This window comes from Achromobacter arsenitoxydans SY8 (assembly GCF_000236785.1).
Lineage (GTDB): Bacteria > Pseudomonadota > Gammaproteobacteria > Burkholderiales > Burkholderiaceae_B > Achromobacter > Achromobacter arsenitoxydans.
In genome coordinates this window covers 94,845-108,886 of sequence record NZ_AGUF01000001.1, presented here as the reverse complement: position 1 = coordinate 108,886, position 14,042 = coordinate 94,845, and the positions used below count along the sequence as shown (strand labels likewise).

Annotated in this window: 10 protein-coding genes; 9 read left to right on the top strand and 1 reads right to left on the bottom strand. The window is 66.6% G+C overall.

Translation table 11 applies throughout. The features are described from left to right. Positions 1-190 precede the first annotated feature (190 nt). The 4 genes from KYC_RS00495 to gluQRS all read left to right on the top strand — a co-directional run bounded on the left by KYC_RS00495 (position 191) and on the right by gluQRS (position 5,082). Positions 191-1,153 carry a TAXI family TRAP transporter solute-binding subunit gene (locus KYC_RS00495; RefSeq protein ID WP_006216711.1) on the top strand — a complete coding sequence of 321 codons (963 nt, stop codon included), beginning with the start codon at positions 191-193 and terminating at the stop codon, positions 1,151-1,153. Positions 1,154-1,395: 242 nt separating this feature from the next. Next, positions 1,396-3,420 (top strand): TRAP transporter permease, encoded by a 2,025-nt coding sequence (locus tag KYC_RS00490; RefSeq protein ID WP_008157635.1) that lies wholly within the window; start codon positions 1,396-1,398, stop codon positions 3,418-3,420. A gap of 252 nt (positions 3,421-3,672) precedes the next feature. After that, a complete protein-coding gene (locus tag KYC_RS00485; protein WP_008157633.1) occupies positions 3,673-4,131 on the top strand; it encodes a Smg family protein in 459 nt (152 codons plus the stop codon). Positions 4,132-4,203: 72 nt separating this feature from the next. Further along, the gene (gene gluQRS / locus KYC_RS00480) at positions 4,204-5,082 is read left to right on the top strand and encodes a tRNA glutamyl-Q(34) synthetase GluQRS (protein ID WP_008157631.1); all 879 of its coding nucleotides are present in this window, start codon (positions 4,204-4,206) and stop codon (positions 5,080-5,082) included. A 12-nt stretch (positions 5,083-5,094) separates the two neighbouring features. Here gluQRS and KYC_RS00475 read toward each other — a convergent pair whose 3' ends face one another. Continuing rightward, positions 5,095-7,722, bottom strand: a complete 2,628-nt coding sequence (locus KYC_RS00475) for a GDYXXLXY domain-containing protein (RefSeq protein WP_008157629.1) — start codon at positions 7,720-7,722, stop codon at positions 5,095-5,097. Between the two features lie 62 nt (positions 7,723-7,784). On the opposite strand from KYC_RS00475, the gene KYC_RS00470 reads away from it, so the two are divergent. The 5 genes from KYC_RS00470 (at position 7,785) to KYC_RS00450 (ending at position 14,030) form a co-directional block, all read left to right on the top strand. Continuing rightward, on the top strand, positions 7,785-10,421 hold the full coding sequence (locus KYC_RS00470; RefSeq protein WP_008157627.1) for a DNA topoisomerase III: 2,637 nt from the start codon (positions 7,785-7,787) through the stop codon (positions 10,419-10,421). A 118-nt stretch (positions 10,422-10,539) separates the two neighbouring features. Further along, a complete protein-coding gene (locus KYC_RS00465; protein ID WP_008157625.1) occupies positions 10,540-11,598 on the top strand; it encodes an ABC transporter substrate-binding protein in 1,059 nt (352 codons plus the stop codon). Next, positions 11,598-12,368: an ABC transporter ATP-binding protein gene (locus tag KYC_RS00460; protein WP_008157623.1), complete on the top strand. Its 771-nt coding sequence runs from the start codon at positions 11,598-11,600 to the stop codon at positions 12,366-12,368. Before KYC_RS00465 ends, KYC_RS00460 begins: the two co-directional genes overlap by 1 nt. 13 nt (positions 12,369-12,381) lie before the next feature. Further along, positions 12,382-13,236, top strand: coding sequence for an ABC transporter permease (locus KYC_RS00455; RefSeq protein WP_008157620.1), 855 nt, complete (start codon positions 12,382-12,384; stop codon positions 13,234-13,236). 14 nt (positions 13,237-13,250) lie between these two features. Continuing rightward, positions 13,251-14,030 carry an SDR family oxidoreductase gene (locus KYC_RS00450; RefSeq protein WP_008157618.1) on the top strand — a complete coding sequence of 260 codons (780 nt, stop codon included), beginning with the start codon at positions 13,251-13,253 and terminating at the stop codon, positions 14,028-14,030. Positions 14,031-14,042: the final 12 nt, after the last annotated feature.

Sequence of the window (14,042 nt, the reverse complement as noted above, 5' to 3'; positions counted from 1 at the left end):
AGGGGGTGCTCACCCCCAGGTAAACGATAGCCCCGTAACCATTGGCTACGAGAGGTCTACATGACAGAATTTCATCATGAAAATGGCCCCCAAGGGGAGGCCCTTCCGCAGCGTCGCATCGCCGCCGCAGGAATGAGAAGACGCGCCGCGTCACTTGATACATCCGTCAACAAATACCGGAGAAGCCCGCATGAAACTCAAGCACTGGATTACCGCCCTGACCGTCGCGGTCGCCGCCGTCGGCGCCACGGGTTCCGCACAAGCCCAGCAGTTCTTCCGCATCGGCACGGGCGGCACCGCGGGCACCTACTACCCGATCGGCGGCATCATCGCCAACGCCGTGTCGCAACCCGGCAAGCTGGTCGCCACCGCGGTCGCCTCCAACGGCTCCGTGGCCAACATCAACGGCATCCTGGGCGGCTCGTTCGAAGCGGGCTTCACGCAATCGGACGTGGCGTACTGGGCCTATAGCGGCACCGGCACCTTCGAAGGCAAGCCCAAGGCCCAGGACCTGCGCCTGATCGCCACCCTGTATCCGGAAAGCATCCACCTGGTCACGCGCAAGGGCGCGGGCATCAAGAGCGTGGCCGACCTGAAGGGCAAGCGCGTGTCCATGGACGAGCCGGGTTCCGGCACCCTGGTCGACGTGCGCCTGATCCTGGGCGCCTACGGCATGACCGACAAGGACATCAAGGCCGAATACCTCAAGCCCAACCAGGCCGGCGACAAGCTCAAGGACGGCGGCCTGGACGCGTTCTTCTTCGTGGGCGGCGCTCCCGCCGGCGCCATCGCCGAACTGGCTTCCAGCGGCGCCGGAATCGAAATCGTGCCGCTGGTCGGCCCGGAAATCGACGCCCTGCGGGCCAAGCAGGAGTTCTTCACGCCGGACACCATTGCCGCCAACACGTATCAGAACGTCGGCGAAGTGAAGACCATTTCGGTCAACGCGCAGATGGTCACTTCGGCCAAGCTGCCGGAACAGGTCGTCTACGACGTGACCAAGGCGCTGTACAGCGACGCCACGCGCAAGACGCTGGACAACGGCCACGCCAAGGGCAAGCTGATCACCCGCGACAACGCCATCAAGGGCGCCGGCATTCCGTTCCACCCGGGCGCCGAGAAGTTCTATAAGGAAATCGGCCTGCTGAAATAAGCCCACCCCCGAAGCGCCTGCGGCGCTTCCCCCTCGAGGGGGCGCCGATGCGGACCGGCGGAGCCCGGCTCCGCGCGGCCCCGCTTGGGAGATTGGGTTCTTTTGGCCGCTTGGTTGGCTGGGCATTTGCCTGAGTAGTACTGGCAGTTCGTTATGTCCGCGGCGTTTGCTGGTTGCGCCGCGTTTGAGCAGGGCCGCCGATGTGCGGCCCTGCTTGTTGAATCACCTTGAGAATTACCGCGATGGAAATTGATCACGAGAAAACCCAGCAGCTGGCGGAGAAGTACGACTCGGAAATCCGCTTCCGCCCGCTGGACAAGACCGCCACCTGGATCGTGTCGGGCCTGCTGGTCACGCTTTCGATCTTTCACTACTACACCGCCGGCTTCGGGCTGCTGCGCGAAGCCACGCACCGCGGCGTGCATCTGGCTTTCGTGCTCAGCCTGATCTTCCTGGTTTTCGGGTTCTCCAAATCGCACTACCAGCGCGAACCCCGGTCCACCTGGTACGCGCCCGGCGGCATTCCCCTGTACGACTGGATCATCGCCATCGCGCTGGCCCTGTCGGTGCTCTACATCCCCTACATCTTTGAAGACCTGGCGTTCCGCGTGGGCAACCCGCTGCCCATCGACGTCTTCATGGGCTCGATCCTGCTGATCGGCCTGCTGGAGGCCACGCGCCGCGCCATGGGGTGGCCGTTGCCGATCATTGCGCTGGTGTTCATGGCCTACGCCATGTTCGGCCCGTACTTCCCGGGGCTGCTGCAGCACGCGGGCAATAACTGGTCCCAGATCGTCAACCACATGTATCTGACCAGCCAGGGCGTATACGGCGTGGCGGTGGGCGTGGTGGCGACCTACGTGTTCCACTTCGTGCTGTTCGGCGTCCTGGCCACCCGGATCGGGCTGGGCCAGCTGTTCCTGGATGTCGCGTCGACCATCGCCGGCCGCTACGCCGGCGGGCCGGCCAAGGTGTCGGTGTTCGGCTCGGCCATGTTCGGCATGCTGTCCGGCTCGTCCGTGGCCAATGCGGTGACGGTGGGATCGCTGACCATTCCCGCCATGATCCGCATCGGCTATCCGCGGCATTTCGCGGCGGGCGTCGAAGCCGCCAGCAGCACGGGCGGCCAGATCACGCCCCCCATCATGGGCGCGGCGGCCTTCCTGATGATCGAATTCCTGGGCATCCCGTACCAGCAGATCGCCATTGCGGGCATCTTCCCGGCGTTCCTGTACTTCTTCGGCATGTTCATGCAGGTGCACTTCGAAGCCAAGCGCGAAGGCCTGCGCGGTCTGACCCCCGAGGAAATGCCCAAGCTGAAGCAGTCGTTCAAGATGCGCTGGCCCACGCTGATCCCGCTGGTCCTGCTGATCGGCGTGCTGGCCAGCGGCCGCACCCCGTACCTGGCGGCCTTTGCCGGCATCACGGGCTGCATCATCGTGGGCCTGCTGAATCCGTTCCAGCGGCTGCGCTGGCGCGACCTGTACGAAGCCTTTGAAACCGGCGCGAAGTACGCGCTGGCCGTGGGCGCGGCCGCCGGCACGGTAGGCATCGTGATCGGCGTCGTAACGCTTACCGGCGTGGGCTTCAAGATCTCGTACATCGTGATTTCGGCGGCGCAGGCGATTGCCGGCGGCGCGGCGATGGTGATACCCGACGCCGTCGCCAACATGCAGTCGCTGACGCTGATCGCCGCGCTCATCATGACCGGCCTGGTCTGCATCCTGATGGGCTGCGGCATTCCCACGACCGCCAACTACCTGATCATGGTGGCCGTGGCCGCCCCCACGCTGGTGCAGCTGGGCGTGCAGCCCATCGCGGCGCACTTTTTCGTGTTCTATTTCGGCATCCTGGCGGACATCACGCCGCCGGTGGCGCTGGCGGCCTACGCGGCGGCGGGCATGGCGGGCAGCGACCCCTTCAAGACCGGGAATACGGCGTTCAGGCTGGGCATCACCAAGCTCATCGTGCCGTTCGTGTTCGTGTTTTCGCCGTCATTGCTGATCTCGGTGCAGGGCTTCACGTGGTACGACTTCTTCGTGACCCTGTTCGGCTGCATGGTCGGGCTGGTGCTGCTGTCGGCGGCGTTCTCGCGCTACATGCTGGTCGGCATGAAGAGCTGGGAACGCTGGGTGTGCACCATCGGCGCGCTGCTGACGATCCTGCCGGGGCTGACCAGCGGGCTGGTCGGCCTGGCGATCTGCATCCCGGTATTCATCCGGCAGCTGGCCGGGCTCAAGCTGGAAAACGCGCCCAAATCGGCCTGACGGCCCGGGCCGCACAGCATCGCGGGACAAAAATAGGGGCGGAGCCTGCAAGGCCCGCCCCTGTTTCCTGAACCATGCATTTTGTCAGCATTTCGGGCGGAAATGGACGCCTGTTGCCGCCAGGTGACGTCATACAACATTCCCCCCATTGGCCGGTTGCCCGGCAAAATAAATCAGCGTAAAGTAAAATTCATGTTTGCTGGTCTGCCGATATGCGGGCCGACTGTGCAAACAGGCACAAAACTGCGCCATATGTTCGATATCCTGGTTTATCTGTTCGAGAATTACTACACGCCTCAGGCCTGTCCTGCTGCCGATGTGCTCGCCAAGCGGCTTGCCGCCGCCGGTTTCGAGCACGAAGACATCGACGACGCGCTAGGCTGGCTGTACGGGCTGGCTGAAACCACCGAACGGTGCGTCGACCTTGCCCAGGCTCCCTCGTCCGGCACCCGGATCTACACCGACAACGAATACCAGCAGCTCGGCAGCGAGTCCATCGGCTTCATCGCCTTCCTGGAATCGGCCGGCGTGCTGCCCGCGCCCCTGCGCGAAATCGTCATCGACCGGGGCCTGGCGTCGCCGGAAACGCCCGTGCCGCTCTCCAAGATCAAGATCATCGCCCTCATGGTGCTCTGGAGCCAGGAAGCCGAGATCGACAATCTGGTGCTTGAAGAGCTGCTCGACGAAGACGGCGCGCGCCTGCTGCATTAAACGCACGCCTTCCGTTCAGGCATCCACCTCCATGCCCGCGCAACGCGCGGGCTTAGTTTTCCACGCCATCCCTTGAATTACGTCGGCCGCTTCGCCCCCAGTCCCAGCGGCCCGCTGCATGCGGGCTCGCTTGCGACCGCCCTGGCAAGCTGGCTAGACGCGCGCGCGCAGGGCGGACGCTGGCTGCTGCGCATTGAAGACGTGGACACGCCGCGGACAGTGCCCGGCGCGGCGCAGGTCATCATGGGACAGCTGCAGGCGCTGGGCCTGCTATGGGACGGCGACATCATCTGGCAGTCCCGGCGTGGCGACGCCTACCAGGCCGCGTTCGACTCGCTTGCCGCGCAGGGCCTGATCTATGGCTGCGGCTGTACGCGCCGGGAAATCGCCGATTCCGCGCTGCGCGGCCAGACCGCGCCCGGCGCCGACGGCGAAAGGCCTTATCCCGGCACCTGCCGCCACGGCCTGCCGGAAGGCCGCCAGGCGCGGGCCTGGCGCCTGCGCGTGCCGGACGGCGTGGAACGATTCGAAGACCGCTGGCTGGGCCCCCAGGAGCAGGATGTGGCGCAGGCGGTGGGCGATTTTGCGCTGAGGCGGGCGGATGGGCTGTGGGCCTATCAGCTGGCCGTGGTCGTGGACGACGCGGCGCAGGGCGTAACGGACGTGGTGCGGGGCGCGGACCTGCTCAGTTCGACGGCCCGCCAGCGGGTACTGGGCCGACTGCTAGGCCTGCCCGACCTGCGCTACATGCACGTGCCGCTGATCCTGGACCCCGCCAGCGGCCTCAAACTGTCCAAGCAGAACGGCGCCCCGCCCATCGACACCGGCGCGCCCCTGCAGGCTCTGGAGGCCGCCTGGAGCGCTTTGGGGTTCACGCCTTTATCCGCCGACGGCATTGCGCCGTTCCTGAGCGAGGCGACCTCGCGATGGGCCGCCAGGTTTCCCCGCTGACTGCGCGTTTCCCTATAGGGGCTCCAGATTGGCGCCCAGCATCCTGACAAGCAGCGCCTCGCCGTTTTCCGCCACGCGCAGTTCGCCGTACTTCGCGACCTGGTAGCGCTCTGCCTGGCCCTCGGGGAAGAAATAGGCATTGGTGACGATGCGCACGCCGTTGTCGCGGACGCGGTATCGCAGCGGCACTTCGCCTTCTGCGTGCGGATGGACCTCGGGCTGGATGCGCAAGGGCTGCGCCACCCCGCGCGCGTCCGGCGCCAGCAGCACGTAGCCGTCGGGCTCATAGCCCATGACGGATTCCTGTTCGGCCGCATTCCCGCCGCCCAGGCGCAGGCGCGTCACTTCGCGGCCCGCCGCGAAGTTCAGGGCCATGTAGTCGCCTTGCATGAGCGATCGGGGATCCACCGGCGCCAGTTCCAGGATGACGACCTTGCCGGAAGCCAGCAGCTTCTCGCGTTGCCAGATGCCGCCGTTGGCCACCACCAGGACCAGCGCCAGCCCGCCCAGGATCGCCAGCGTGCGCCAGCGCAGGGCGCTGGACACCGGCGGCATCACGCGCGGCTTGGCCGGCGGCTGCGTGCGCATCAGGCGCGGCACCAGCCACACCGCGGCCCGCAGCACGAAGAGCAGCAGCGCGGCGCCGCCCAGCCAAAGCGCCTTCTGCAGGAGCGGCAGCTCCAGCTGGTAGTAATAGACGCCCAGATAGGCCAGCAGGCTGGCGACGCCGAAAACCATGATGCGCGACTGGTTCAGCCCGAAGCCCAGCAGCAGCCACGCCAGCGCAAACGCCACCCCCGGGCTGGGCAGCCAGAACAGCGACAGCAGCAGCAGGCCGATCGGCACGCCCCAGGTCACGCCACCCGTCAGCACGTGGCGGCGCGGCCACAGCACGGCCAGCGCCGCCGCCGCCGGCAGCAGCGCGCCAGCCACGATCAGGATGGTGGTGTGCGGCGTAAGCTGCCAGATGGCGGGCAACTGCGTCGCGGAAATGCCGCTGGCCAGCCACACCATGCCCTGGACGGACAACAGGAACGCCCAGGCGAGCGGCTGCAGCGCGTGTCCGCGCCGGGCGCCCACGCGATGGCTAACAGTGATGATGACGGCGGTAGCCCAGGCGCCGATGACGCCGATGGGCAGCCACAGGAACGTGGCGCGCGTCGCGTCGAAACGCATCCAGGCGTCCATCAGGTCGTCCTGCATGAGGTCGGGGGACAGCCCCCGCCAGATCAGGGCCGCACCCGCCAGGGCGATCAGGAGGCCGCTGAGAAAGCGCAGGATCGCGTCGGGCCCCAGCGCGTAGACCACGGCCGCCATCAGCAGCACGAAGAAGCTGGCGCTGGCGAACGAGGTGGAACTGGACAGGCCGAAGATGATGAGGATCTGCCCGGCGAACGCCATGGCCGTTCCGCATTGCCGCCAGAAGGGGCCCGCGTCGCTGCGCAGCACCGCCACGCCGGCCGCGCAGAGCACCAGCCCGGCCACCAGCGCGCCGCCTTCAGACGTGATGAACCCCGAAAACGCCACGAACACCAGCAGCAGCAGCGTCGCCAGCCAGGCGCTCAGGCCCAGCAGGCACTGCACGTACCAGGGCGGTTCAGCCCGCGGCACTCCGGCGGGCGCCAGTTGCGCCACCGGCGCGCCGGAATCCGCAGGATCGACCGCATTGCCGGCCGACGCGCCGGCCGGTTCGGCGTCGGCCGGCAGCGCGACGGGCGAGGCTTCATCGCCCAGGCCGCGCAGCCAGCGCGCCGCCAGGACCGCCTCGGCCATGAGCAGCGCGGCCAAGGGCAGCGCGGCCCAGACGCCGGGCTCCAGCCGCCACAGCCATTCGCCCACCACCCGCAGCGACACGCAGATGACACCGGCGGCGAGCATGGCCAGGATGACCAGGTCGCGCCGGCCCCGCTGATAATAAAAACCCAGGCCCAGGGTGGCGGCCACCCAGGCGATGCCGTTGTAGGTGCCCAGTCCGCGCAGGATGAAGTCGCCGAACATCAGGGCCAGCACCAGCACGCTGATCGCGATCGCCGCCAGGATGCGCGGGCCAAAGACCGTGCTGGCCCGCCAGCGCCGCGCGGCCAGCTCCCAGCCCAGCAGCAGAAGCAGGTTCAGAGCCGCCATGAACAGGCTGGGCACACCCGGACCGCCGAAAATCATCATCCAGCTGAACACGCGTTCGCCCAGCCACAGCGCGGCGGCAAGGTTCAGGACCAGCGCCCAAAGCAGCCACACGGCCTGGCTGCCCGCGGCCAGCGCCCAGGGCAGCAGCAACAGCGCCCACCAGGCGAACAATTCCCAGGTATCGGCGCCGGTCTGGTAAGTTTGGCCTAGCAGCGCGAGCAGGGCGCCCAGCAGGATGCCGGCCAGCGCCAGCAGCGCGCCGGGGATGCTGCGCCGCACCCCGGGACGGTCCCGCAGACGCAGTCCGGCCCATGCGGCGGCCAGCGCACAGATGGCCAAAAGCCCTTCCGCGCCAGCGAAGCGCTGCATTTTTGTCATGTCTTGCCAGTTGGCGGCGACCCAGCAGACGGCGGCGCTGCCCAGCAGCAAAACGCCTAGCCACAGGGTGCTTCGCGCCAAAAATTGACGCCAGGCGTGCAGTTCGGATCCCGCTTGTCTTTCAGTGCCGACTTGCATCTGGCGAATCTCCGATCTTATTATCCGCGCTACTAAGGCGGGACTACCGCCACTGGATACACATGAATAAAACGCTGATTATTGCCGAGAAGCCCTCGGTGGCCCTTGATATATCACGCGCCTTGGGAGGCTTCGCGCGCGAGGGCGACTATTTTGAAAGCGAACGTTACGTGCTCGCTTCCAGCATCGGCCATTTGCTCAGCTTGGTCGCACCCAACGATCCGGTCAAGGGGAAGTGGAGCTTTACGCACCTGCCCGTGATTCCGCCGGAATTCGAACTGGGCCCTACCGACAAGAAGTCCGCCGAACGCCTTAAGCTGCTGGTCCGACTGGCCAAGCGCAAGGACGTGGACGCCATCATCAACGCCTGTGACGCGGGGCGCGAAGGCGAACTGATCTTCCGCTACATCATTCAGTACGCCGGCGTGAAGAAGCCCATCCAGCGCCTGTGGCTGCAGTCCATGACGCAGGCGGCCATCCGCGAAGCGTTCGCCAACCTGCGCGACGACACCCAGATGAAGCCGCTGGAAGCGGCCGCGCGGTCGCGCGCCGAGGCCGACTGGCTGGTGGGCATCAACGGCACGCGCGCCATGACCGCCTTCAACAGCAAGGACGGCGGCTTCTTCAAGACGCCTGTCGGCCGGGTGCAGACGCCCACGCTGGCCATTGTGGCCGAGCGCGAAGAGCGCATCCGCCGCTTCGTGCCGCGCGACTACTGGGAAGTCCGCGCCACCTTCGTCGCGGCCGCCGGCCTCTATGAAGGCCGCTGGATCGACCCCCAATTCAAGAAAGACGACCGCGACCCTGAAAAACGCGAATCCCGCCTGTGGTCGGCAGCCGCCGCGCAAAGCGTGGTGGCCGCCTGCCGCGAACAGCCCGGCAGCGTCACCGAGGAATCCAAGCCGTCGACCCAGATGTCGCCGGCCCTGTACGACCTGACGTCCCTGCAGCGCGAAGCCAACGGCCGCTTCGGCTTTTCCGCCAAGACCACGCTGGCGCTGGCGCAGACCCTGTACGAACGCCACAAGGCGCTGACCTACCCGCGTACCGATTCCCGCTATCTGCCCGAGGACTACATCGGCACGGTCCAGGAAACCATGCGGGCGCTGGCCAAGGGCGGCTCCAACGCCGTGGGCGGCCTGTCGCGCCACGCGGAAACCGTCGTCAGCCAACAGTGGGTCAAGCCGAACCGCCGCATCTTCGACAACAAGAAGGTGTCGGATCACTTTGCCATCATCCCCACGCTGCAGATCCCGCACGACCTCAGCGAAGCCGAGGCCAAGCTCTACGACCTGGTGCTCAAGCGCTTTTTGGCGGTGTTCTTCCCGCCCGCCGAATACCGCGTCACCACGCGCATGACCGAAGTGCAGGGACATCGCTTCCGCACCGACGGCAAGGTGCTGGTCGCCCCGGGCTGGCTGGCCGTGTACGGCAAGGAAGCGCAGGGCGAGGACGCCAACCTGGTGCCCGTGGCGGACGGCGAAACCGTGCGCACCGAGGACGTGGAAGCCGTCGGCCTGTCGACCAAGCCGCCTGCGCGCTTCAACGAAGGCACGCTGCTGTCGGCCATGGAAGGCGCCGGCAAGCTGGTGGACGACGAAGAACTGCGCGAAGCCATGTCCGAGCGCGGCCTGGGCACCCCGGCCACGCGCGCGGCCATCATCGAAGGCCTGCTCAACGAGGTCTACCTGCGCCGCGAAGGGCGCGACCTGGTTCCCACCGCCAAGGCGCGCCAGCTCATGACCCTGCTGTCGGGCCTGGACGTCACCGAACTGACCTCGCCCGAACTTACCGGCGAATGGGAGCACAAGCTCAAGCAGATCGAGCAGGGCGGGCTGGGACGCGAAGCGTTCATGCGCGAGATCGCGCAGATGACCCAGGTCATCGTCAAGCGCGCCAAGGAATACGAGCGCGACACGGTGCCGGGCGACTACGCCACGTTGCAGACGCCGTGTCCCAAGTGCGGCGCCGTCGTCAAGGAAAACTACCGCCGCTACGCCTGCACGGCCTGCGACTTCTCGATCGGCAAGCATCCGGGCGGCCGCACGTTCGAACTGCCGGAAGTCGAAGAGCTGCTGGCCAAGCGCGAGATCGGTCCGCTGCAGGGCTTCATCAGCAAGATGGGCCGGCCTTTCGCGGCTATCCTGCGCATCAGCAACGAATACAAGCTGGAATTCGACTTCGGCCAGAACGACGAGGACGACAACGAAGCCGTCGACTTCTCCGGCCACACGCCGGTGGGGTCCTGCCCGAAGTGCCAGTCGCGCGTGTTCGAGCACGGCATGAGCTACGTCTGCGAAAAGTCCGTCGGCCCCGAAAAGAGCTGCGATTTCCGTTCGGGCAAGGTCATCCTGCAGCAGGAGATCTCGCGCGAGCAGATGGAAAAGCTGCTGACCAACGGCCGCACCGACCTGCTCGACGGCTTCGTCTCCAGCCGCACCAACCGCAAGTTCAAGGCGTTCCTGGTGCGCCAGCCCGACGGCAAGATCGGCTTCGAGTTCGAGCCGCGTCCGGAAAAGCCCGGCCGCGCGCCGTCCAAGACAGCGGCAAAAACCGCTACCAAGACCGCCGCGAAAAAGGCGCCGGCCAAGAAGGCGGCGGTAAAGAAAACCGCAACCAAGACGGCCACGAAGACCGCCACGAAAACGGCCGCCAAGAAGGCTGTGAAGAAGGCCGCGCCGAAGAAGACCGCGGCATAGCCTGATTCGCGCCGCAATTCTCAACGCCCGGGAAACCGGGCGTTTTCCATTGTTGGGCTGCAGGCGCTGGGGTATTGTTTACGCCAAACAGCTGCAATCCAATCACACCGAGGATGACATGACCCGTAGCTCCGAATTCGCCACCCGCCGCCGCGTGCTGGCCGCCGCGTCCGCCTTCGCCGGCATCGGCCTGCTCCCTGGCCGCGTTGCGTTCGCTCAGCCCAAGCTGGGCAAGGTGGTCTATGGCCAGGGCAGCATCGACCCTTTTTTCGCTGCCGGCTATGTCGCGCTGAAGAAGGGATTTTTCGGTGAAGGCGGCCTGGAGGTCGAGTACCTGAATTCGCAGAGCGGCCCGCGCACCAACCAGCTGCTGGCCGCCGGCCAGATCGCGTTCGGCGCCACCGCGGCCACCGCCGCGCCGGCACTGACCATCGCGGGCAAGCCCGCCGCGCTGGTGTTCGGCTTTGACCGCAAGCTCACCTACGCAAACGTCATCGTGCGCCGCGAAGACTTCGAAAGCGGCAAGATCAAGTCGCTGAAGGACCTGGCCGGCAAGCGCGTCGGCGCCACCCAGCCGCAGTCCAGCACGTGGCTGATGGCGCTGTATCTGATGCAGAAGGCCGGCGTGGCGGACAAGGTCGACATCCGCCCGCTGGGCGACCTGGCGACCATGCTGGGCGCGCTCAAGACCGGCTCGGTGGCCGCCAGCATGGCCACCATGTCCATGATGGAACAGGCGCGCCAGGAAGGCTGGGGCGTGCCCATCTTCGACGCCACCACGGAAAGCTCGTGGAACGAGTTCATGGGCGGCGACGTGCCGGGCATCGCCGCGCTGACGCTGGAAGACACCATCCAGAAGCGCCCCGAGGTCGTGCAGGCCTTCGTCACCGCCATGGTCAAGGCGCAGGACTTCATCACCGCCAACAGCGCGGCGGCAATCACCGACGTCATTTTTGACGACTACCTCAGCGCGTTCCCGCGCGCGGCCATCGAAAAAACCCTGGGCGTCTACAAGGAAACGGTGTTCCTCAAAGACAACCTCATCACCGAGGACGCGTACAACCGCATGACGGCCATCATGGGCGACGGCCGTCAGTTCTCGAATGACGAGATCAAGACCGTGCCTTATTCCCGCTGCGTGAACATGAGCTTCGTGCGCAAGGCCCGGGGCCTCTGATGATCACGCTGGACAAGGTAGGCAAGGCGTACCAGTCGCGCCAGGGCACGACGCACGCGGTGGGCGAGGTCAGCCTCGCGATCCAGGAGGGCGAGTTCGTCTCCATCGTCGGCCCCTCGGGCTGCGGCAAGAGCACGCTGCTGAACATGATCGCCGGCTTTCTGCGCCCGACCACGGGATCCATCGTCGTGGACGGCCGCGTCGTGGACGGTCAGGTGCCGCCCGCGCTGGGCTACATCTTCCAGAAGGACACGCTGCTGCCCTGGTTCAGCGTCAGGAAGAACGTGGCGCTGGGCCTGAAATTCCAGGGCGTGCCCGCCGACAGGATCGAGCGCCGCGTTGCCGAATTGCTGGAACTTGGCCATCTCAGCGCCTTTGCCGACGCCTATCCGCACCAGTTGTCCGGGGGCATGCGGCGGCGCGTGGCGCTGCTGATGAGCCTGGCGGTGGAGCCGCGCATCCTGCTGCTGGACGAACCCTTCGGCGCGCTGGACACGCACACCAAGACCCACCTGCACCGCGAACTCATGGAAATCTGGCGCAAGCTGGGCCAGACCGTCGTCATGGTCACGCACGACCTGGACGAAGCCATCCTGCTGTCCGACCGCGTGGTGGTGCTGTCCGGTCCGCCCAGCCGTGTGCTGCTGGACGAGCGCATCCGGATTCCGCATCCGCGCGATGTCTTCACGCTGCGTGAAACGCCGCAGTTCGTCTCCCACGTGCAAAGCCTCTGGAGCGTGCTGGGCCAGCAGTTCCGCGCCGCCGCCTGAATCCCTACGCGTCATGATTCCGACTGAAACTTCTGATTCCCTGCAGGACCAGCTGCGCCTGGACCGCCGCGCCGCCGTCGCCCGCCGGCTGCGCATCACCCTGTGGCAGGTCCTGATCCTGGCGGCCATTCTGGGCTCCTGGGAGACGCTCACGCGCATTCCCTGGTTCACCCAGAACACGCTGTTCGATCCCTTCTTCATCAGCCAGCCCTCGCGCGTGGCCGTCCGGCTGTGGGAATGGCTGCAGCCCGGGCCGCGCTCCGTGTGGCCCCATTTGTGGCTGACGCTGCAGGCCACGATGGTCGGCCTGGTGGTGGGCGTGGGCAGCGGCTTCGTGGTCGGCATGACGCTCAGCCGCAGCCGCTTCCTGGCCGATGTGTTCAACCCGTTCATCGTGGCATTCAACTCCATGCCGCGGATCGCCTTCGTGCCGCTCATCACCATGTTCTTCGGGCTGGGCCTGGCGTCCAAGGTGGTCACGTCTTGGTTCGTGGTGTTCTTCCTGGTGTTCTTCAACACCTACAAGGGCGGGCGCAGCGTGGAGCGCGAGCTCGTCGACTTCTGCCGCACGCTGGGCGGATCGCCGCGCCAGATCCTGTGGCGCGTGCGCATCCCCACGGCCGCAGCCTGGACCTTCGCGGCGCTGCCCAATGCCATCAGCTTCGCGCTGATCGGCGTGGTGCTGGCGGAATTCGTGGGCTCCACCACCGGCATGGGCTATCTGATGATCACCGCGCTGGCGACCCTGAACGCCACCGACATGTTCGCGGCGGTGACGCTGCTGTCGATCGTCGGCATCGCGCTGGTTTATTGTGTGACATGGCTGGAACGGCGGCTCCTGCACTGGGCGCCGGAGTTCAGGGAATGAACGGAACTGGATTGATGACGACACTACCGTATCTGCGCAACTTCGACCTGACGGGACAGGTGGCGCTGGTGACCGGCTCGGCCCGCGGGCTGGGCTTCTGCATCGCGCGGGCGCTGGCGGGCTGCGGCGCACGCGTGCTGATCAACGGACGCAACGCCGATGCCGTCAACAGCGCCGTGGCGGAACTGGCCGGCGCCGGCCTGGATGCGCACCCGCTGCCGTTTGACGTGAGCGACGACGCGGCCATGGAAGCGGCCTACCGGCGCATCGACGACGAGCACGGCCGCCTGGACGTCCTGGTCAATAACGTGGGCGCGCGCAACCGCAAGACCCTGCGCAACACCAGCCCCGCTGAAATCCGCGAGCTCATCGACACCGACCTCGTGGCCGGCATGCTGCTGGCCAAGTACGCGGCCGAACGCATGATGCGCCAGGGCGGCGGACGCCTGATCGCGATCACATCGGTGGTGGGAGAACTGGCGCGCGCGGGCGACGCGGTCTATCCGGCCGCCAAGCAGGGCCTGACCGGCATGGTGCGCGCGCTGGCGGCGGAATTCGGGGGCCACCACATCACCAGCAACGCCATCGCGCCGGGCACCTTCGCCACCGAAACCAACGCGGAAATGGTCGCGGATCCGCAGTTCGGTCCGCGCATCGCCGCGCGCAACCCGACCGGCCGCTGGGGCGAACCCGAAGAAATCGCGGGCGCCGCCGTGTTCCTGGCGTCGCCCGCGGCGTCATACGTCAATGGTCACGTGCTGGTCGTGGACGGCGGATTGTCCATCCAGTTCTGAGCGCCGCGCCAG

Coding starts and splice junctions, on each gene's coding strand:
- KYC_RS00470 (WP_008157627.1), top strand. CDS start 7,785: ATGAATAAAACGCTGATTATTGCCGAGAAGCCCTCGGTGGCCCTTGAT.
- KYC_RS00475 (WP_008157629.1), bottom strand. CDS start 7,722: ATGCAAGTCGGCACTGAAAGACAAGCGGGATCCGAACTGCACGCCTGG.
- KYC_RS00460 (WP_008157623.1), top strand. CDS start 11,598: ATGATCACGCTGGACAAGGTAGGCAAGGCGTACCAGTCGCGCCAGGGC.
- KYC_RS00485 (WP_008157633.1), top strand. CDS start 3,673: ATGTTCGATATCCTGGTTTATCTGTTCGAGAATTACTACACGCCTCAG.
- KYC_RS00455 (WP_008157620.1), top strand. CDS start 12,382: ATGATTCCGACTGAAACTTCTGATTCCCTGCAGGACCAGCTGCGCCTG.
- KYC_RS00450 (WP_008157618.1), top strand. CDS start 13,251: ATGACGACACTACCGTATCTGCGCAACTTCGACCTGACGGGACAGGTG.
- KYC_RS00465 (WP_008157625.1), top strand. CDS start 10,540: ATGACCCGTAGCTCCGAATTCGCCACCCGCCGCCGCGTGCTGGCCGCC.
- KYC_RS00495 (WP_006216711.1), top strand. CDS start 191: ATGAAACTCAAGCACTGGATTACCGCCCTGACCGTCGCGGTCGCCGCC.
- KYC_RS00490 (WP_008157635.1), top strand. CDS start 1,396: ATGGAAATTGATCACGAGAAAACCCAGCAGCTGGCGGAGAAGTACGAC.